Source organism: Phenylobacterium sp. (assembly GCF_025351295.1).
GTDB lineage: Bacteria > Pseudomonadota > Alphaproteobacteria > Caulobacterales > Caulobacteraceae > Phenylobacterium.
In genome coordinates this window covers 1-18,011 of record NZ_JANXWD010000045.1, presented here as the reverse complement: position 1 = coordinate 18,011, position 18,011 = coordinate 1, and the positions used below count along the sequence as shown (strand labels likewise).

The window sequence follows — 18,011 nt, the reverse complement described above, 5'->3', positions numbered from 1 at the left end:
GCGCGCCAGCTTTTCGGCTATGCAGGCGCCCATGGCTTCGACGCCCGACATTTCCGTGGTGGTCCCCGTCTTCGACGAGGAGGGCGCCGCGCCGGCCCTGGCGCGCGAGATCGCCGCCGCGTTTGCGGGCCGGGCCTTCGAGATCGTGTTCGTGGACGACGCCAGCCGCGACGGTACGCGCGCGGCGCTGGACGCCCTCAAGGCCGAGATCCCACAGCTGCGCGTGCTGGGCCACCGCCGTAATTCCGGCCAGAGCCGGGCGATCCGCTCGGGCATCCTGGCGGCCCGCGCGCCGGTGATCGTCACCCTGGACGGCGACGGCCAGAACGACCCGGCCGACGGCCCCGCCCTGGTGGACGCCCTGCTGGCCGGGCCGGCCGAGCTGGCCCTGGTGGGCGGCGAACGGGTCAAGCGCCAGGACAGCCGGGCCAAGAAGCTGGCCTCGCGGATCGGCAACGGCGTGCGCAAGCGCCTGCTGCACGACACCGCCAACGACACCGGCTGCGGCCTGAAGGCCTTCCGCCGCGAGGCGTTCCTGCGGCTCCCCTACTTCGACCACATCCACCGCTACCTGCCGGCGCTGATGCTTCGCGAGGGCTGTCAGGTCGCGTTTCGCCCGGTGAACCACCGCCACCGCCAGACGGGGCAGTCCAAATACACCAACCTCGGACGGCTGGCGGCGTCGCTCTCCGACCTGTTCGGGGTGATGTGGCTGCAGTCGCGCTCGCGCGATCCGGGCGGTGTGGACGAGGTCTGAGCGTCCGCGCGGTCCGGCGACGTCGGTTCAGGTCAGGGCGGTGAAGATCAGGGTCACCAGGGCGATCTCGAACGTGCGGTAGGCGAAGATGAGCATGGGCCGGTCCGTGATCGCGGGTTACCAACACGGTTAAGCAAGACCCGCGCCAGAGGAGCTCCGGCGGCATGGCCCTGTTCTTCGACGCCCCCTGGTTCGAGGCGAAGCTCGCGGAGCGCGGCCTGTCGCGCGCGGTGATGGCGGCCGTGGCGGGCCTGACAGCGGACGAACTGGCGCTGGTCTTCAAGGACCAGAGGGAAGTTTCCGCCGGGCAGGTGGCGGCCTTTGCCGAGCTGCTGGGCGTGTCGGCGGCGCAGGTGGCCGACCGGGCCGGAATCTCGACACCCGCGCCCGGCGCGCCGTCGGCCGCCGACGCGAATCTGGCGGCGCTGGAGCGCCGGGTGGCTCTGCTGGAAGCGGAGATCGCCCGGCTGCGGGGCGGGTCGGCCTAGGATCCATACTCAATACCGCTCATCCCGGCGAAGGCCGGGATCCAGATGGAATGGCTCGGATTTGGGCTCCAGGCGCGCTGACTCCCTCCAATCAGTATCTCAGCCATCGGATCTGGGTCCCGGCCTTCGCCGGGATGACCGGTATTGGTTGCCCATGACATTGACCCGCAAAGATATGACTGAGTCTGAACGCTGGGGGCGTCTAGACCTCGGTGCGGGCCTGGCGGCCCTTGCGGGCGCGGCGGTCGTAGGCGCCGGACCATTCGATGCGGGTGTAGGCGGCCCGCGCGATATCGAAGATCGACGGGCCGGCGCGCAGGCCGCGGCGCTGGCCGTCCTGGCCCAGAATCTGGGCGTTCAGTTCGGAGTCTCCCGAGCCGCGGTCGTCGCGGAAGCTCCGCTGGACGGTGACCGCGGGCCCCACGGGAACGGGCAGATTCGTGGGCGCCGCGCTCTCGACCTCGTCGAGGCGATCGGCCTCAGCTCTCGCCGCCCTGCGCGCCGAGACCGTCCTGCGGATGCGGTCAATGCGGGACATCATGTCACAGAACCTGCAATGCGTCGGCCACGGCCTAGCCTTTCGCGATCTTGTCCAATTGAGCTTGCATCTCGGACATCTGCTTACGCAAGGCCGTAAGCGCGTCATCGTTCCCGGGCTCGGTCTTGGATTGAGTCGCCGGCTGGGCGTCCTCGGTCCGGGATCCGGGGGCGAAGGCGAAGGGCGAGAACATCTTCATCGCCCGGTCGAACAACAGCAGGTTCTGGCGGATCTGGTCCTCGTAGCCTGCCATCCCGGCGGTCTGGCCAAAGGAGGAGAACTGGTTGCGCAGCCGCTCCTGCTGCTGGGTGAAGGTCGAGAGCGACAGTTCCAGATAGCTGGGCAGGAAGGACTGCATCGAGTTGCCATAGAAGCCGATCAGTTGCCGCAGGAACTGGATCGGCAACAAGCTCTGCCCCTGACTTTCCTCTTCGAAGATGATCTGAGTGAGGACAGTACGGGTGATGTCGTCGTTGGTCTTGGCGTCATAGACGACAAAGTCGACGCCCTGCTTGACCATCTCCGAGAGATGTTCAAGCGTGACGTAGCTGGAGGAGGCGGTGTTGTAGAGACGCCGGTTGGCGTACTTCTTGATGACAACCTTCTCGCCCGAAGTTGCGCCGGCGTGGGCGCCGCCGCCGGTGTCCTGGGTGTCGGCCATCCCTAATCCTTATACGCGGCCCTGCTGTGCTGTGGGCCCCTTCTGCACCGCAGTATCGCGGATGCGAGCAGATAAGCAAATGCCATCAATCAATTGCGAAGCGAGGTCTTGCCCTGCACCCACGCCAAGAGGATAGATAATTCAGGGCCGCCTGAAATCGAGCCCAATGGGCAGGGAGCCGCTATGAGCGACGTCGTCATCGTTTCCGCCGCACGCACGCCGGTGGGGTCATTCAACGGGGCGCTGGCCAGCCTGCCCGCCCATGAGCTGGGCAAGATCGCCATCATGGCGGCCATCGAGCGCGCCGGGATCGTCGCCGCCGACGTGGACGAGGTGATCATGGGCCAGGTGCTGCAGGCCGGCGCCGGCCAGGGGCCCGCCCGCCAGGCCTCGATGAACGCCGGCATCCCGCAGGAGAGCCCGGCCTGGAGCCTGAACCAGCTCTGCGGCTCGGGCCTGCGCGCCGTCGCCCTGGCCGCCCAGCAGATCAAGGACGGCTCGGCCGACATCGTCATCGCCGGCGGCCAGGAGAGCATGAGCCAGTCGCCGCACGCGGCCAACATCCGCAACGGCCAGAAGATGGGCGACTTCAGCTTCGTCGACACCATGATCAAGGATGGCCTGTGGGACGCCTTCCACGGCTACCACATGGGCCAGACCGCCGAGAACATCGCCAGCCGCTGGCAGATCACCCGCGGCGACCAGGACACCTTTGCCGTCGCATCGCAGAACAAGGCCGAGGCCGCCCAGAAGGCCGGCAAGTTCGCCGGCGAGATCGCGCCGGTGACGATCAAGGGCCGCAAGGGCGACACGGTCGTCGACCAGGACGAATACATCCGCCACGGCGCGACGATGGTCAGCATCTCGGGCCTGAAGCCGGCCTTCAACAAGGAAGGCACTGTCACCGCCGCCAATGCCTCGGGCCTCAACGACGGCGCCGCGGCGCTGGTGCTGATGACCGCCGACGAGGCCAAGAAGCGGGGCCTGAAGCCGATGGCCCGCATCGCCTCCTGGGCCCACGCCGGCGTCGATCCGGAGATCATGGGCACCGGGCCGATCCCGGCCAGCCGCAAGGCGCTGGAGCGGGCCGGCTGGGCGGTCGGCGACCTGGACCTGATCGAGAGCAACGAGGCCTTCGCGGCGCAGTCGATCTGCGTGGTCCGCGACCTGGGGCTCGACCCGGCGAAGGTCAACGTCAACGGCGGCGCGATCGCCATCGGTCACCCGATCGGGGCGTCCGGGGCCCGCATCCTGACCACGCTGCTGCACGAGATGGCCCGCACCGACGCCACCAAGGGCCTCGCGACACTTTGTGTCGGCGGCGGCATGGGTGTCGCGATGTGCGTGGAAAAGATCTGATACCGAATCTGGATCAACCGGGTCGGGTTTAACTTAGGGAGTCGAGGGCATGGCCAGGGTTGCGCTGGTCACGGGGGGTACCCGTGGCATCGGTCGGGCGATCGTCGAGCGGCTGAAGGCCGACGGGGTCAAGGTGGCCGCCGGGTATTCCGGCAACGACGAGGCCGCCGCCGAGTGCGCCAAGAGCCTCGGGATCATGGTGGTCAAGGGCAACGTCGGCAACTTCATGGACTGCAAGCATGCCACCGAGGCGGTGGAGAAGGAGCTTGGGCCCATCGACATCCTGGTCAACAACGCCGGCATCACCCGCGACGGTGTCTTCCACCGCATGAGCTCCGAGCAGTGGAGCGAGGTGATCCGGGTCAACATGGACTCGCTGTTCAACATGACCCGCCAGGTGATCGAGGGCATGCGCGAGCGTGAGTGGGGCCGGGTGATCAACATCTCCTCGATCAACGGCCAGAAGGGCCAGGTGGGTCAGACCAACTATTCCGCCGCCAAGGCTGGCGTCATCGGCTTCACCAAGGCGCTGGCGCTGGAGAACGCCAAGAAGGGCGTCACGGTGAACTGCGTCGCTCCCGGCTACATCGACACCGAAATGGTCCAGGCGGTGCCGGAAAAGGTGCTGGCCGGCATCATCGGCCAGATCCCGGTCGGGCGGCTGGGACGCGGCGACGAGATCGCCGACACGGTCTCCTTTCTGGCCGGCGAACGGGCGGGTTATGTGACGGGCACCACGCTTTCACTGAACGGCGGCCAATACCTGGTCGGGTGAAGGCCCTGCCAACGTCCAAAAAGCGCCCCGATCAACCGGCATCTGCTCACCTGGCATGATAGGCAGGTTGACGGCGTCGAGGAGGGCTCTAAGCGCGGCGCTGCTGTGCGCGGCGGCCTTCGCCGCAACCCAGCCCGCGAGCGCCGGGGTGACCGACCGGCTGCGCGACAGCCTGTTCCGGCATCGCGGCGGCGAGCCCTCCGGCATGCCGCTGGCCCGCTACGTCTCCGAGGAGGGCCGGGCGTTCGTGCTGGACCGCACCCAGCCGGCGCCGATGATCAAGTTCGAGGACAGCCCGGAGGTCTGGGTGCTGGTGCCCAGCCCCGCGCCGCGCGGCGACGTGGTCTATCGCAACGACATGGGCGAGCCGGTGCTGCGGGCCACCCGCCTGGGTGGCTTCACCCTGTTCTCCGACGAACGCCCCAGCGGCGAGGCCGTGTCGCTGGCCGGCGCCGCCCAGCCGCTGCGGATGCTGGCGCTCAGCCCCCAGGCGCTGGCCGAGCGGATGCTCCAGGCCAGCGTACGCTCGGGCCGCGCGGCGCACCATCCGGTGGTGTTCGAGGCCGAGGCGACGCCCGCCTCGGCGGCCCTGATCGCCGACGCCGCGACCCTGGTGAGCCTGGCCTATCTGCGGCTGGCCGGCGCGGACGGCGGCCGCGCCCTGCTGGCCCGGGTCGGCAAGGTGCAGTTCATGGAGGGCAAGAAGTGCTCGGTCGCGATCGTCAAGGACGTGATGCGGATCGTGGTGGCCCCCACCCAGGGCCTAGCCGGCCGGCCGTCCTCGGACCGGATCAGCAAGGCGCTGCGCATCGGCAGTTAGGCGGACCTAACCCTTGAACACATCCTTCGCCGCGCGCACGGCGGCGAAGGCGCGGGCGTCCGGCTCGCCGGCCGCGCCGACCCGCGCCGCCAGCGCCGGGGCGCGCAGGAACGGGTTGGTGGCCTTCTCCAGGCCGATGCTGGTGGGCACCGTCCACTCGCCCCGCTCGCGGGCCGCGAACACCGCCTCGGCCCGGCCTCTCAGCGCGGCGCTGTCATCCACCGACAGCGCGAAGCGGGCGTTGGAAGCGGTGTATTCGTGGGCGCAGTAGACCTTGGTGTCGTCGGGCAGGGCGGCCAGGCGCTGGAGGCTGGTCCACATCTGCTCCGGCGTGCCCTCGAACAGCCGCCCGCAACCCAGGGCGAACAGGGTGTCGCCGACGAAGGCGACCCGGTCGGCGGCGTCGAAGAAGGCGATGTGGCCCAGGGTGTGGCCGCCGCTCTCGATCACCTGGAAGGTGGTCTCGCCCAGCTCGACCGTGTCGCCGCCATCCACCTCGCGGTCCAGCGGCCCGATGCGGGTGACCTCGGGCGGGCCGACGATGGTGCAGCCCGTGATGAGCTTGATGTCGGCGTTGCCGCCGGCGTGGTCGGGGTGCCAGTGGGTGTTGAGGATCATGTCCAGGTCCCAGCCCAGATCGTCCAGTTCGCGCAGGATCGCCCCGGAATCCGGGGTGTCGATGCAGGCGGTCATCCCGCTGGCCTCGTCGCGGATCAGGAAGCCATAGTTGTCGGAGAGACAGGCGAACTGGTGCACGGTCAGCGGCATGGCGGAACTCCCAACAACAGCCAGGCGACGATTTAGGCTGGTCGGCCGGCCGCGTCGAGCATAGCCACCGGCTATGCGCCGCGACGTCCTTGAGCTTCGCCAGTTCTACGCCTCCACCCTGGGGCGGGCGGCGCGCGCCATGGTGGAGCGCAAGCTGATGGAGGCCTGGGACGACGGCCACGGGCTGGACATCCTGGCCCTGGGCTATGCGACCCCGTTCATCGGCCCGTTCCGCGAGCGCGCGCGCCGCGTGGTGGCGGCCATGCCGGCGCAGCAGGGCGTGGAGGTCTGGCCGGCCGGCGGGGCCAACCTGGCCACCCTGACGCCCGAGGACGGCCTGCCGTTCCCCAACGCCCTGTTCGACCGCATCCTGGTGGTCCACGGCCTGGAAGAGAGCGCCGATCCCGTGGGTTTCCTGCGCGAGGTGTGGCGGGTGCTGGCGCCGTCCGGCCGGGCGATCCTGACGGTCGCTTCGCGTAACGGCCTCTGGGCCAATACCGAGCGGACCCCCTTCGGCCACGGCCGGCCCTACACCCGCGCCCAGCTGGTCGAGCTGATGCGCGAGGCGGAGCTGGAGCCATCGGGCTGGACCCGGGCGCTCTATGTGCCGCCGGTCGGCTGGATGGCCGGCTGGGCGGAGGGATTCGAGCAGGCGGGCTCGCGGCTGTGGCCCGGTTTCGCCGGCCTGCTGATGATGGAGGCGACGAAACAGACCTTCGCCGTCAAGCCACAGGGCCACCGCGCGCGCCTGCGGGTGGCCCGTCCGGTGCTGCTCCCAGCCCCCGGAACCGCCCCCGTGACCCGCGCCCCAGGTGAGCGCACGCTGCGACAGCGCTTGGCGCCGCCCCGGCGAAGGTCTTAGCTGTCGGAAGAGTCGGATTCGAACCGGGAGGCGCATGGCATGAAACTGATCATCGCAGTCATCAAGCCCAGTCGCCTGGACGCGGTCCTGGACGCGGTCACCCAGGCGGGAGCGTCGGGGCTCACGGTCACCGAGGTGCGCGGCTATGGCCGCCAGCGCGGCAAGACCGAGGTCTACCGGGGCGCCGAATACGAGGTGAAGCTGCTGCCCAAGGTGAAGCTGGAGATCGCGGTGCCCGACGACATCGTCGCCGCGGTGATCGAGGCGGTGCAGACCACTGCCAACACCAACAAGATCGGCGACGGCAAGATCTTCGTGCTCGACCTGGAAAGCGCGCTCCGAATCCGCACCGGCGAACAGGACGCCGCCGCGATCGCGGGCTGATTTTCCCTCCCCTTCATGGGGAGGGACAGCTCGTCGAAGGCGAGCCGGGTGGGGAAGTGTGGGCCGAAACTGGACGCTGCGGAGGATCGCGACTTCCCCACCCTGACCGCTTCGCGGTCTGTCCCTTCCCTAAAGAGGAGGGATGGCTACTCCCCGAACAATCCGCCCTGCAGCATCACCGGCTGCGGCTCGGCTTTGCGGCTCAGGAGGAACAGGGCCGTCTCGGCGCGCCAGTTCTCCAGGGGCTGGCGCGGGTCGATGGGGCGGGCGGGCCTGCCTTCGGCCAGGGAGGCGCAGGCGTCGATGCGCAGCTCCAGGGCGTCACAGAGGCCCACGAAGTCGCGCAGGGTGCACAGGTGGATATTCGGCGTCGACCACCAGGGTTCGGGCAGGGCGCCGGTCTCGGGCATGCGGCCGCGGCTGACCAGGGCCCAGCGGACCTTCCAGTGGCCGAAGTTCGGCACTGAGACCACCGCCTGCTCGGCGATGCGCAGCAGTTCGGATAGCACATGCCGCGGTTCGCGCATCTGCTGCAGGGTCTTCGACAGGATCGCGTAGTCGAAGGCCCGGGTCGGGAAGTGGTCCAGGTCGCGGTCGCCGTCGCCCTGCACCACGGCCAGGCCGCGGCCCAGGCAGGCTGTGACCCCCTCGGGGCTGATCTCCAGGCCCTGGCCGTCTACCGCCTTCTCGCGGGTCAGCAGCTCCAGCAGCTCGCCCTCGCCGCAGCCGACGTCCAGCACCCGGGCGCCGGGCCGCACGAGCTTCAGGATTTCGGCGAAATCTTCCCGGATACCGCTCACGCCAGGCCCCGCGCCTGGGCCTGGGCGGCCAGGAACCCGCGCAGGGTCTGGTCCAGCACCGGCTCGTCCAGGAAGAAGGCGTCGTGGCCCTTGTCGGTCTGGATCTCGGCGAAGCTGGCGCGGCAGCCGGCGCCGTTCAGCGCGCGGACGATGTCGCGGCTCTCGACCGTGGGATAGAGCCAGTCGGACGAGAACGACAGCACGCAGAACTTGACCTTGCGGGCCGGCACGAAGGCCGCGGCCAGGACGCCGCCGTGCGCCGCGGCCAGGTCGAAATAGTCCAGGGCGCGGGTGATGTAGAGGTAGGAGTTGGCGTCGAAGCGGTCGACGAAGCTGGTCCCCTGGTGGCGCAGGTAGCTCTCCACCTGGAAGTCGGCGTCGAACCCCCAGCTGAGGCCGTCGTGGCGCAGTTCGCGGCCGAACTTGCGCTGCAGGGCGGCCTCGGAGAGGTAGGTGACGTGGGCGGCCATCCGCGCCACGGCCAGGCCCTTCTCAGGGCGCACCCCGGCCTTGAGATAGGCCCCGCCGCACCAGTTGGGATCGGCCATCACCGCCTGGCGGCCCACCTCGTCGAAGGCGATGTTCTGCGCCGAATGCCGCGCGGCGGCGGCGATGCACACCGCCGAGAACAGCTTGCCCGGATAGTCCGCCGCCCACTGCAGCACCTGCATGCCGCCCATGGAGCCGCCGACCGCGGCGAACAGCGTCTCGATCCCCAACGCCTCGATCAGCATCGCCTGGGCGCGGACCATGTCGGCGATGGTGATCACCGGAAACTTCAGGCCATAGGCCTCGCCGGTGGCGGGATCGATCGAGGCCGGGCCGGTCGAGCCCATGCAGCCGCCGATCACATTGGTCCCGATGACGAAATAGCGGTCGGTGTCGAGCGGCAGGCCGGGGCCGACGAACAGGCTCCACCAGCCGGGCTTGCCGGTCATCGGGTGGTTGGAGGCCACATGCTGGTCGCCGGTCAGGGCGTGGCACACCAGCACCGCGTTGGTCTTCTCGGCGTTCAGCTTGCCGTAGGTCTTGTAGGCGACCTCGAGCGGGGCCAGCGAGGCGCCCGAATCAAGCCGCAGCGGACGGTCCGCCGGGAACCGCCAGGTCCCGCCGCCGGTCTCGATGCCCACGGTGATAGGGGCCTGTGCCGTCATGGCCGCCTTGGACCGCCTCGCCCTACCGGTGTCAATGGCTTGCAGCCGGGCGCACCTAGGCTATGGAGGTAATGGGTTAGGGAGCATCCATGGATCGTCTGATCCTCCTGCGACACGGCAAGGCCGAACCGGATTCCGAAACCGGTGAAGACTTCGACCGGCGGCTGGCGTCGCTGGGCGTCATGGAGTCGACCGACATGGGCGTGCGCCTGGCCGACATGGGCTTTCGGCCCGACGTCGCGCTGGTCTCGCCGGCGGCCCGCGCCCGGGGCACCTGGGAGGCGGCCAGCGCGGCCTTCCCGGGTGTCGAGACGCGGTTCGACGACGACCTCTACCACGCCGATTCGGGCGCCATCCGGCGGGAGGCCGAGAAGGCCCTGAAGGACCACGCCACCGTCATGATCGTGGGCCACAATCCAGGCCTGCAGGAGCTGGTGGTGATGCTGCTGCAGGAGGGCCATGCGCCCTCGAGCCTGGTGGCCCGCGCCCAGCGCAACTTCCCGACCGCGACGGCGGCGATATTTCTGATCGACGACAACGGGCTGCCGCACTTCGATGGCCTGTTCTTCCCCGAGCGCTGAGCGGTGAGGATCTACAAGATCCTGCCGCGCGGCGAATGGACGGCGGCCCAGGCGGCTGGCCGGTTCGAGGGCTCCGCGGTCGACCGCCAGGACGGCTACATCCACTTCTCCACCGCCGCCCAGGCCCACGAGACCGCGCGGCGCCATTTCGCCGGCCAGGCCGATCTGGTGGTGCTGGAGGTCGAGGGCGACGACCTGGGCGCGGCGCTCAAGTGGGAGCCGTCGCGCGGCGGCGACCTGTTCCCGCATCTCTACGGCGCCCTGTCGGCGGATCGGGTGCGCGCGGTCCACCCGGCGGCGCTGGACGCCCAGGCGATCCCGCAGGTTCGCCTGCCCGCATGAACGACCTGCACGGCCTGGCTACCCGCGCCCTGCACGGCCTCGATCCCGAGGACGCCCACAGCGCCGCCATCGCCGGCCTGAAGCTGGGCCTGGGCCCGCGCGGGCCGGCGGACGATCCGATCCTGGTGACCGAGCTGGCCGGCCTCAGCCTGCCCAACCCGGTCGGCCTGGCGCCGGGGTTCGACAAGAACGCCGAGGTGTTCGGGCCGATGCTGCGGGCCGGCTTCGGCTTCGTGGAGTGTGGCACGGTCACGCCCCTGGCCCAGGCCGGCAACCCGCGCCCGCGGCTGTTCCGGCTGACCGAGGACCGGGCGGTGATCAACCGGATGGGGTTCAACAACCAGGGCCTGGAGGCCTTCGCCGCCCGGCTGGCGCGGCGTGGGCCGGGCGTGATCGGAGCCAATGTCGGGGCGAACAAGCAGTCCGCCGACCGGATCGGCGACTACGTCATCGGCCTGACGCGGCTGTGGGGTCTGGCGTCCTACGTGACGATCAACGTCTCCTCGCCCAACACGCCCGGCCTGCGCGCCCTGCAGACCAAGGCGGCGCTGGACGAGCTGCTGGGCCGGATCGTCGAGGCGGCCACGGCCTTGCCGGCGGCCGGCCGCGCGCCAGTGTTTCTGAAGGTCGCGCCGGACCTGGAAGACGGCGAGGTCGAGGCCATTGCCGACACGGTGGCCGCGCACGGCCTGGCCGGCGTCATCGTCTCGAACACCACGATCAGCCGGCCGGCCCTGGCCTCGGCGCATCGCGAGGAGACCGGCGGCCTGTCGGGCGCTCCGCTGCTCGATCTCTCGACGCAGATGCTGCGGCGGTTCGCGGCGGCCTCGGCGGGCCGGTTCGTCCTGGTCGGGGCCGGCGGCGTAGGCTCCGGGGCCGACGCCTATGCGAAGCTCCGCGCGGGGGCCTGTGCGGTGCAGCTCTACTCGGCCCTGGCGTTCGAGGGTCCGGGCCTGGCGGTGCGGATCAAGCGCGACCTGGCCCAGCGGTTGCGCGCCGACGGTTTCCGTTCCGTCAGCGAGGCGGTCGGGGCAAGATAGCCGCGCTGTTCGACGCCTCGCGTTGCCGGGGCGGGCCGGCTGCATTAACCCGGAAGGACGATGGCGGACGCCTCCACGCCGAGCGAACCTGCCGCAAGGACCCGCCGCCGCCGCCTCTTCTGGCCCGGTGGGCTGTCCGCGCGCCTGCTGGTGCTGACCGTGGTGTTCGCCGCCCTGGGCGGGACGCTGGCCATCCCGCCGGCCATGGCCTCGTACGAGAAGCAGTGGCTGCTGGACCGGGTGCGGGCCGCCGAACTGGCGTCGCTGGCCGCCGAGGTGGCGCCGGATCGGGTGGTGTCCGAACAGCTGAAGAGCCAGCTGCTGGAAGGCGCCGGCGTGGAGATCGTGGCGGTCTCCAACGACGGCGTGCGCCGGCTGGTGTTCGCCAAGGCCAGGCCGCCCCGCGCCCCCTATCTGGTGGACCTGCGCAGCCGGGCGGCGGGCCTGGGCCTGTTCGCCCCGTTCCAGACCCTGTTCGGTCCGGGCGACCGGGTGCGAGTGATGGCCGAGCCGCGCTTCCGGCAGGCCGACTTCATCGAGTTCGTCGCCACCGACACCGAGCTTAAGAAGGCGCTGGCCAGCTATCTGTGGCGACTGGTGGCGATCGTGGCCGGGGTGTCGTCCCTGGCCGGGCTGATCGTCTATCTGGCGCTCAACCTGTTCCTGGTGCGCCCGATGCAGCGGATCACTTTCTCCATGGAGCGGTTCCGCGCCGACCCGGACGATCCGGAGGCGCGCATCCAGCTCTCGGGCCGCCGCGACGAGATCGGCCGCGCCGAGGCGGAGCTGGGCCGCATGCAGGGCGACCTGCGCACGGCGCTGAACTCAAGAGCCCGCCTGGCGGCGCTGGGCGAAGCGGTGGCCAAGATCAACCACGACCTGAAGAACATGCTCACCAGCGCCCAGCTGGCCTCCGAGCGGTTGGCCGCGTCGAAAGATCCCAAGGTCAGCCAGGCCCTGCCGCGCCTCGAACGGGCCCTGAATCGCGCCGTGAAGCTGGCCGCCGACGTGCTGGTCTACGGCAAGACCCAGGAGGCCATGCCCGAGACCCAGACCGTGCGCCTGGGCGAGGCGATCAAGGAGGCCGCCGCCGAGGCGCGGCTGACCGACGCCGGGGTCAAGCTGGCGTCCAAGGTGGCCACCACCGACCAGGTGATCGCCGATCCGGACCAGCTGCACCGCATCCTGGTCAACCTGCTGCGCAACGCCCGCCAGGCGATCGAGCATCAGGGCGATCGGACCGGGCGCATCGAGGTCTCGCTGGAGGCGGCCGGCGGCTCCAGCCTGATCCGCATCTCCGACAACGGCCCCGGCGTCCCCGAGCGCATCCGCGAGCGGCTGTTCCAGCCCTTCGCCGGCTCAGGGCGGCCGGATTCCACGGGCCTCGGCCTCGCGATCGCCCGCGAACTGGCCCAAGGCCACGGCGGCGACCTGACCCTGTCGGTGACCGGCCAGGAGGGCACGGTGTTCGAGCTCCGCCTCCCCGGCGCCCCCGGCCCCGCGCCCCGCGCCCGGAAAGCCTCCAGCGAGGTCTAGGACGACCCTCTCCTCCCGCTGCGGGTGAGGAGAAGCGTCGGCCGCGAGACCGGATGCCAGCGGCGTCTAAGGCGCCCTGGCCACGCCTTCGCGGCGGGGGTCGGCGCCGCCGCGCAGGCCCTGGGGGGTGACCTCGATGCCGTGCAGGCCCGAGCCCTCGGCGCCGAAGCCGGCGCTCAGTTTCACGCCCTTGGCGGCCAGGCCTGCCGTCACCTCCGGCGAGAACTTGTCGATCTCGGCGGCGTAGAAAGTCCCGCCGGCGATCATGTTGGGCAGGGCCAGCGCCTGCTGCATCGGCAGCTTCCAGTCCAGCACGCCGACCAGGGCCTTGAGGTTGTAGGCCAGGATCGAGGGTCCGCCCGGCGAGCCCAGGGCGGCGACGAACCGGTGCTGGCGGTCCAGCACGATGGCCGGCGCCATGGATGAGCGCGGCCGCTTGCCCGGACCCACGGCATTGGCGGCCGGCGCCCCGTCGCGCTCGGTGGGCGGGAAGGAGAAGTCGGTCAGCTGGTTGTTGAGGAAGAAGCCGCCCACCATCCGTCCCGAGCCGAAGGTGCTCTCGACGGTCGTGGTCATCGAGACCGCGTTCCCCCACCGGTCGACGATGACCATGTGGGTGGTGCCGCCCGGCTCCTGGGTGCGGTCCGGGGCGCGGACGCCGGCGCCCCTGGGCTTGCCGGGCGTGAGCGCGGCCGGATCGGCGGTGGGCCCGATCAGCTTGGCCCGCTGCGCCAAATACGCCGGGTCCAGCAGCCCCTCGACCGGCACGGCCACGAAGTCGGGGTCACCCATGTAGCGGTCGCGGTCGGCATACATCAGCCGGCTGGCCTGGCTGAACAGGTACCAGCCCTCGACGTCGTTGCGGTGATCGGCGATGGCGGTGTGCTCGAGCAGGCCCAGGGCCTCCAGCACCGCCGGTCCGCCCGACGGGGCCGGCGGCATGCAGACGATGTAGACCCGATAAGGCCGGCAGAGGCCCGGCTTCACCTGGGGCCGGTAGGCCTTGAGGTCGGCCAGGGTCAGGGTGCTGGGGTTGTCGCCTTCGTGGACCCTGGCGACGATGGCCTGGGCGATCGAGCCTTCCAGCAGCGCCTTCGGCCCCTCCGCGGCCACCCGGCGGATCGTCGCCGCATAGGCCGGATTGGTCATGATATCGCCGGCCTTCACCCTGGTCCCGTCGGGCTTGGTGAAATAGGCGACGGCGTCGGGCGCGCCGGCCTGGGGCGCGCGGCTGGCGGCGGCGGCGGCCATCCGGCCGGGGACCGGGAAGCCGCCGTCGGCCAGCCGTGCGGCTTCGCCGAACAGGTCCTTCCAGGCCAGTTTGCCGTGCTGCGACTGGGCCAGGCTGAGCATGGCGATGGCGCCCGGCACGCCGGTCGAGCGGCCCGAGAGCATCGCGGTGACCCGGTCCAGCAGCTTGCCGTCGGCGCCGTAGAACCATTTGTCGGTCGCGCCCATCGGCGCGGTCTCGCGGCCGTTGTAGGCGGTCACGGCCTGGGTCCTGGCGTCGTAGTAGGTCAGGAAGGCGCCGCCGCCGAGGCCCGAGCTTTGCGGCTCCACCAGCCCCAGCGTCGCCTGCACCGCCACCGCCGCGTCGACGGCCGTACCGCCGGCCCGCAGCACCTTCAGCCCCGCCTCCACCGCCAGCGGATTGGCCGCGGCGACCATGCCCTTAGACTGAGGCGCGACCATCCCCGAGGCCGCCGCGCGCGGCCGGGCGGCGGCGTCCTGCGGCAGGGCGCAGGCGGACAGGACCGCGGCGAGCGCGAGCGGGACGAACGAGGACTGGAACTTCACGGGCGGGGCTGGCTCCTGGGGGCGGCGGGACCATAGCGGCAGGGCCGCGTGGACAACAAACGCCCGGTCGTGCGACGTCCCTCCTATGGATGGAAAGCGCCCAGGTCCAGGCCCCCGCAACGCCATCACCGACGTCCCCGGCCTAAGGGTTGGGCAGGCGCAGGACCTGGCGGTCCGCAGCGGCGTCACTGTGATCCTGCCGGACGAGCGATCCGTCTGCGCCGTCGACGTGCGCGGCGGGGCGCCGGGCACGCGGGAGACCGACGCGCTCGCGCCCGAAAACCTGGTCGACGCCGTGGACGCGGTCGTGCTCTCCGGCGGCTCGGTCTATGGGCTGGCGGCGGCGGACGGGGTGGTCGCCTGGTTGGGCGCGCGGGGCCGCGGCTACGGCCTTGTCGCCGGCATCCCGCCCTCGCCGGTGGTCCCGGGCGCGATCCTGTTCGACATGGCCAATGGCGGCGACAAGGCCTGGGGCGAGGCGCCGCCCTATCGCGAACTGGGGCGGGCGGCCGTCGCGGCGGCCGGGCTGGACATCGCCCAGGGCACGGTCGGCGCCGGGTGCGGGGCGATGGCGGGCGCGCTGAAGGGCGGGATCGGCTCGGCCTCGGTGGTCACCGACGATGGCTTCACCGTGGGCGCCATCGTGGCGGTGAACAGCTGGGGCTCGGTGATCGCCCCGGGTCCGGGCGGGCGCGGCCGGACGTTCTGGGCGTCGCCCTTTGAGCTGGACGGCGAGTTCGGCGGCCTGGGGTCCGCAGGTCTCCTCGCCGGCCCCGACCAGTGGGGCGCGGCCAAGCGCCCGGACGAGCCGCGCAACACCACCATCGCCTGCGTGGCCACCGACGCCATCCTGACCCCGGCCCAGGCCCGGCGCCTCGCCATCATGGCCCAGGACGGCCTGGCCCGCGCCATCCGCCCCGTGCACGCGCCGTTCGACGGCGACGTGGTCTTCGCGCTCGCCACCGGCCGCCGGCCGCTGGGCGAAGCGGCGGACTTCGTCCTGGCGCGGCTGGGGGCCTTGGCCGCCGACACCCTGGCCCGGGCGGTGGCGCGTGCGGTCTTCGAAGCCCGGCCGTGGCCGCAGGCGTCCATCCCTTGCTGGCGGGACCTTCCGGCCTGAACAGGCGCCTTTCGGCTTGCCGAGGCCGCTGCTAGCCTCCGCCCCGGTTCAGTTCGGGAGGGTTTCATGGGTCCGGGTCGCAGGTTCGCGCTGGTTGCGGGCGTCGCCGCCATCGCCTCGGTGGCCGGCGCACAGCCGGCGGGGCCCAGGATCACGGGCCCCATCGCGGTCTACTGGATGAGCGCGGCCACCCAGACCGGCTTCGGCATGCCCGGCGCGGGCGGCGGCGGACGCCCGGACGCCGGGGCGATGATGCGCGCCATGATGGGCGGCGGCGGCGGCGCGGCCAACAAGAGCCTGACCCTGCAACTGGGCTCCAGCCAGACCAACCCCGCGCCGGCCGCCGACCACCTGCCGCCCCAGGGCCTGGGCGCCGGCCCCGACCTGCCGCTGGTGACGCCCAGGCCGGTCTCCACCCCGCCGGTGGAACACGGCCCCAGCGACATCCCGCGCGAGTTCCAGAAGCCGCGCGGCAAGATGCTGATCTTCTGGGGCTGCGGCGAGCACGCCCGGCCCGGCCAGCCGGTGGTGATCGACTTCGCCACGCTGAGCGCCGGCAACCCCGCCGCCGCCATGGCGGCCTTCAAGGGCCTCGACGTCCGCCCGATGCAGCCGCCCTCGGCCTACCGCAACAAGACCTATGGCGACTGGCCCAACGAGCGCACCAAGACCCAGGTCCCGTCGAACGGATCCCTGGTCGGCCAGCACACCATCAAGGGCAACTACAGCCCGCAGATCAGCTTCACCCTGGAGGAGGACCAGGACTTCCTGGGCCCGCTCAACCTGACCACCAACGCCAAGGCGCCCGGCGGCTGGGTCAACCTGGGCTGGAACCTGGTCGGCAACGCCCAGGCCTATCTGGCGACGGCCCTGGGCGGCGGCCAGGACACGGTGGTGATGTGGACCTCCTCCGAGACCCAGTCCGCCGCCTTCGCCATGCCAGACTACCTCAGCCAGGGCGACATCAACCGCCTGGTCGCCTCCCGGGCCCTGATGGGGCCGGCCACCAGGACCTGCGCCGTGCCCAAGGAGGTGCTGGACGCCATGCCCCAGGGCCTGGTGCAGCTGGCGGCCTATGGCGGCGAGGCCAACTTCGTCTATCCGCCCCGGCCCGCCGACCCCAAGGCGGTCTGGAACCAGCAGTGGGCGGTCAAGGTCCGCTACCGCTCCGCCACCGGCGCGCTGCTGGGCATGGCCATGCCGTCCGGCGGCGGCCGCGGCGGCTATGAACCGCCGCCGGGCGCGGCCCAGCCGCAACCCGGCCAGCCGCCCCGCAAGCCCCGGGCAACCGACATCCTCAAGGGCCTGCCCGGCCTGCCGTTCCCCCGCTGAGCGGCGGCGGACCGGGGCGGGAAAATCCACCGGCAGGGGTCTTGCGCTCCCGCCCGCCCGCGACTAGGTTCCGCGCCCTTGCCGAAAGGCCCTGCGCGCCCGTAGCTCAGCTGGATAGAGCATCAGACTACGAATCTGAGGGTCGGACGTTCGAATCGTTCCGGGCGCGCCATTTTCTTCAAGAAAATCAGTGAATTTTCCGATGGAGCTCCATCGCGAGCTTCAGCGCTCGTCGTTTACTCCGGGGTTTACTCCGGGGTTTTCGACGAAAAGTAGCGTCATTTTGGGCGTTGGCGGGAGTAAGCAGGGTCAAACTGTGGCGCGGACACTCCCGTTCGAGCGTAGCTGGGCCGTCTGACAAGCGCGTATCGTTCGGCGTGAGCCTACCGATTGGCGCCGAGCAAGCGCATACTTACGAGATGGTGATCCAGATTCTTCAGAGCAGCCGGTCCAGCCGCGTCAGGCGGCGGCCCGTTGTGGTGGCATCGATAGTGATTGCCTTCGTCGTCGCTCTGATCTTGGCCGCTTTTGCTGTGCGGGTCGGCTTGCCTGCCTAGGGGGCAGTTGGCAGAACTGGCAGTGCCGTTCGTTCCTCCGAAGGCAAAGGTCACACGTTCGAATCGTGTCGGGTGCGCCATTTCTCTTTGTCTTTTCAGATGCATCTGCTGACCATCGTCGGCGGATGCTTGAACTGCGTCGCTACTGCACCCAAACTGCAACCGCCAAGCGGCCTTAACAGAGGTTTCTGAGCCTCGTGGACCTGAGGCAGAAAATGTCGAAGTGCGGTGTTCGGAGGGGCGACAGTCTCCGAGGTGCAGTGGGGCGCCCGGGGGCTGTTCAGGCCTGCGGGCTCAATCAGTTGAGAGGCGCCGCAGGCGATCCTCGTGGTGTCGGCGC

The 18,011-nt window shown here is 70.6% G+C and carries 19 protein-coding genes and 2 tRNA genes; 15 read left to right on the top strand and 6 right to left on the bottom strand.

From position 1 onward, the window contains the following. The first annotated feature begins 19 nt into the window (after positions 1-19). Together Q0R13_RS07210 and Q0R13_RS07205 are read left to right on the top strand one after the other, a co-directional pair. Positions 20-757, top strand: a complete 738-nt coding sequence (locus tag Q0R13_RS07210; RefSeq protein ID WP_293901631.1) for a glycosyltransferase family 2 protein — start codon at positions 20-22, stop codon at positions 755-757. 164 nt (positions 758-921) lie between these two features. Further along, a complete protein-coding gene (locus tag Q0R13_RS07205) occupies positions 922-1,245 on the top strand; it encodes a helix-turn-helix domain-containing protein (protein ID WP_293901628.1) in 324 nt (107 codons plus the stop codon). 202 nt (positions 1,246-1,447) lie between these two features. Here Q0R13_RS07205 and Q0R13_RS07200 read toward each other — a convergent pair whose 3' ends face one another. Further along, entirely contained in the window at positions 1,448-1,786 is a 339-nt protein-coding gene (locus Q0R13_RS07200) for a hypothetical protein (RefSeq protein ID WP_293901625.1), read from the bottom strand. 31 nt (positions 1,787-1,817) lie between these two features. Next, positions 1,818-2,444, bottom strand: coding sequence for a polyhydroxyalkanoate synthesis repressor PhaR (gene phaR / locus Q0R13_RS07195; protein ID WP_293901622.1), 627 nt, complete (start codon positions 2,442-2,444; stop codon positions 1,818-1,820). Between the two features lie 183 nt (positions 2,445-2,627). Between phaR and Q0R13_RS07190 the strand changes: the two genes are divergently transcribed. The 3 genes from Q0R13_RS07190 (at position 2,628) to Q0R13_RS07180 (ending at position 5,398) form a co-directional block, all read left to right on the top strand. Next, entirely contained in the window at positions 2,628-3,803 is a 1,176-nt protein-coding gene (locus Q0R13_RS07190; RefSeq protein ID WP_293901617.1) for an acetyl-CoA C-acetyltransferase, read from the top strand. A 49-nt stretch (positions 3,804-3,852) separates the two neighbouring features. Continuing rightward, positions 3,853-4,578, top strand: a complete 726-nt coding sequence (gene phbB, locus Q0R13_RS07185) for an acetoacetyl-CoA reductase (protein WP_293901614.1) — start codon at positions 3,853-3,855, stop codon at positions 4,576-4,578. Between the two features lie 67 nt (positions 4,579-4,645). After that, positions 4,646-5,398: a DUF4908 domain-containing protein gene (locus Q0R13_RS07180; RefSeq protein WP_293901611.1), complete on the top strand. Its 753-nt coding sequence runs from the start codon at positions 4,646-4,648 to the stop codon at positions 5,396-5,398. Positions 5,399-5,404: 6 nt separating this feature from the next. Here Q0R13_RS07180 and gloB read toward each other — a convergent pair whose 3' ends face one another. Further along, positions 5,405-6,166, bottom strand: a complete 762-nt coding sequence (gene gloB / locus Q0R13_RS07175) for a hydroxyacylglutathione hydrolase (RefSeq protein ID WP_293901608.1) — start codon at positions 6,164-6,166, stop codon at positions 5,405-5,407. Between the two features lie 73 nt (positions 6,167-6,239). On the opposite strand from gloB, the gene Q0R13_RS07170 reads away from it, so the two are divergent. Both Q0R13_RS07170 and Q0R13_RS07165 read left to right on the top strand, forming a co-directional pair. Further along, entirely contained in the window at positions 6,240-7,028 is a 789-nt protein-coding gene (locus Q0R13_RS07170; protein ID WP_293901606.1) for a class I SAM-dependent methyltransferase, read from the top strand. A 39-nt stretch (positions 7,029-7,067) separates the two neighbouring features. After that, the gene (locus tag Q0R13_RS07165) at positions 7,068-7,412 is read left to right on the top strand and encodes a P-II family nitrogen regulator (RefSeq protein ID WP_293901604.1); all 345 of its coding nucleotides are present in this window, start codon (positions 7,068-7,070) and stop codon (positions 7,410-7,412) included. A gap of 146 nt (positions 7,413-7,558) precedes the next feature. Here the strand turns inward: Q0R13_RS07165 and metW are convergent, their stop codons facing one another. Next, entirely contained in the window at positions 7,559-8,212 is a 654-nt protein-coding gene (metW, locus tag Q0R13_RS07160) for a methionine biosynthesis protein MetW (protein WP_293901602.1), read from the bottom strand. Continuing rightward, entirely contained in the window at positions 8,209-9,366 is a 1,158-nt protein-coding gene (locus Q0R13_RS07155) for a homoserine O-acetyltransferase (RefSeq protein WP_293901599.1), read from the bottom strand. Before Q0R13_RS07155 ends, metW begins: the two co-directional genes overlap by 4 nt. An 89-nt stretch (positions 9,367-9,455) precedes the next feature. Here Q0R13_RS07155 and Q0R13_RS07150 point away from each other — a divergent pair, with 89 nt between their 5' ends. The 4 genes from Q0R13_RS07150 to Q0R13_RS07135 are packed head-to-tail and all read left to right on the top strand — an operon-like array spanning position 9,456 to position 12,865. Further along, positions 9,456-9,947 carry a histidine phosphatase family protein gene (locus tag Q0R13_RS07150; protein ID WP_293901597.1) on the top strand — a complete coding sequence of 164 codons (492 nt, stop codon included), beginning with the start codon at positions 9,456-9,458 and terminating at the stop codon, positions 9,945-9,947. Positions 9,948-9,950: 3 nt separating this feature from the next. After that, entirely contained in the window at positions 9,951-10,289 is a 339-nt protein-coding gene (locus Q0R13_RS07145; protein ID WP_293901596.1) for a DUF952 domain-containing protein, read from the top strand. Then, positions 10,286-11,329 carry a quinone-dependent dihydroorotate dehydrogenase gene (locus Q0R13_RS07140; RefSeq protein ID WP_293901593.1) on the top strand — a complete coding sequence of 348 codons (1,044 nt, stop codon included), beginning with the start codon at positions 10,286-10,288 and terminating at the stop codon, positions 11,327-11,329. The genes Q0R13_RS07145 and Q0R13_RS07140 overlap by 4 nt, the downstream gene beginning before the upstream one ends. Positions 11,330-11,389: 60 nt before the next feature. Next, a complete protein-coding gene (locus tag Q0R13_RS07135) occupies positions 11,390-12,865 on the top strand; it encodes a HAMP domain-containing sensor histidine kinase (protein WP_293901591.1) in 1,476 nt (491 codons plus the stop codon). A gap of 66 nt (positions 12,866-12,931) precedes the next feature. Here the strand turns inward: Q0R13_RS07135 and Q0R13_RS07130 are convergent, their stop codons facing one another. Continuing rightward, positions 12,932-14,662: a gamma-glutamyltransferase family protein gene (locus Q0R13_RS07130; protein WP_293901589.1), complete on the bottom strand. Its 1,731-nt coding sequence runs from the start codon at positions 14,660-14,662 to the stop codon at positions 12,932-12,934. 85 nt (positions 14,663-14,747) lie between these two features. Here Q0R13_RS07130 and Q0R13_RS07125 point away from each other — a divergent pair, with 85 nt between their 5' ends. From Q0R13_RS07125 to Q0R13_RS07110, 4 genes are all read left to right on the top strand, one after another. Next, positions 14,748-15,782, top strand: a complete 1,035-nt coding sequence (locus Q0R13_RS07125) for a P1 family peptidase (RefSeq protein WP_293901586.1) — start codon at positions 14,748-14,750, stop codon at positions 15,780-15,782. Positions 15,783-15,848: 66 nt separating this feature from the next. Then, a complete protein-coding gene (locus tag Q0R13_RS07120) occupies positions 15,849-17,114 on the top strand; it encodes a hypothetical protein (protein ID WP_293901583.1) in 1,266 nt (421 codons plus the stop codon). A 95-nt stretch (positions 17,115-17,209) separates the two neighbouring features. Beyond that, positions 17,210-17,286 (top strand) — tRNA-Arg (locus Q0R13_RS07115). Positions 17,287-17,674: 388 nt separating this feature from the next. Continuing rightward, a tRNA-Arg gene (locus tag Q0R13_RS07110) sits at positions 17,675-17,751 on the top strand. Positions 17,752-18,011 lie beyond the last annotated feature (260 nt).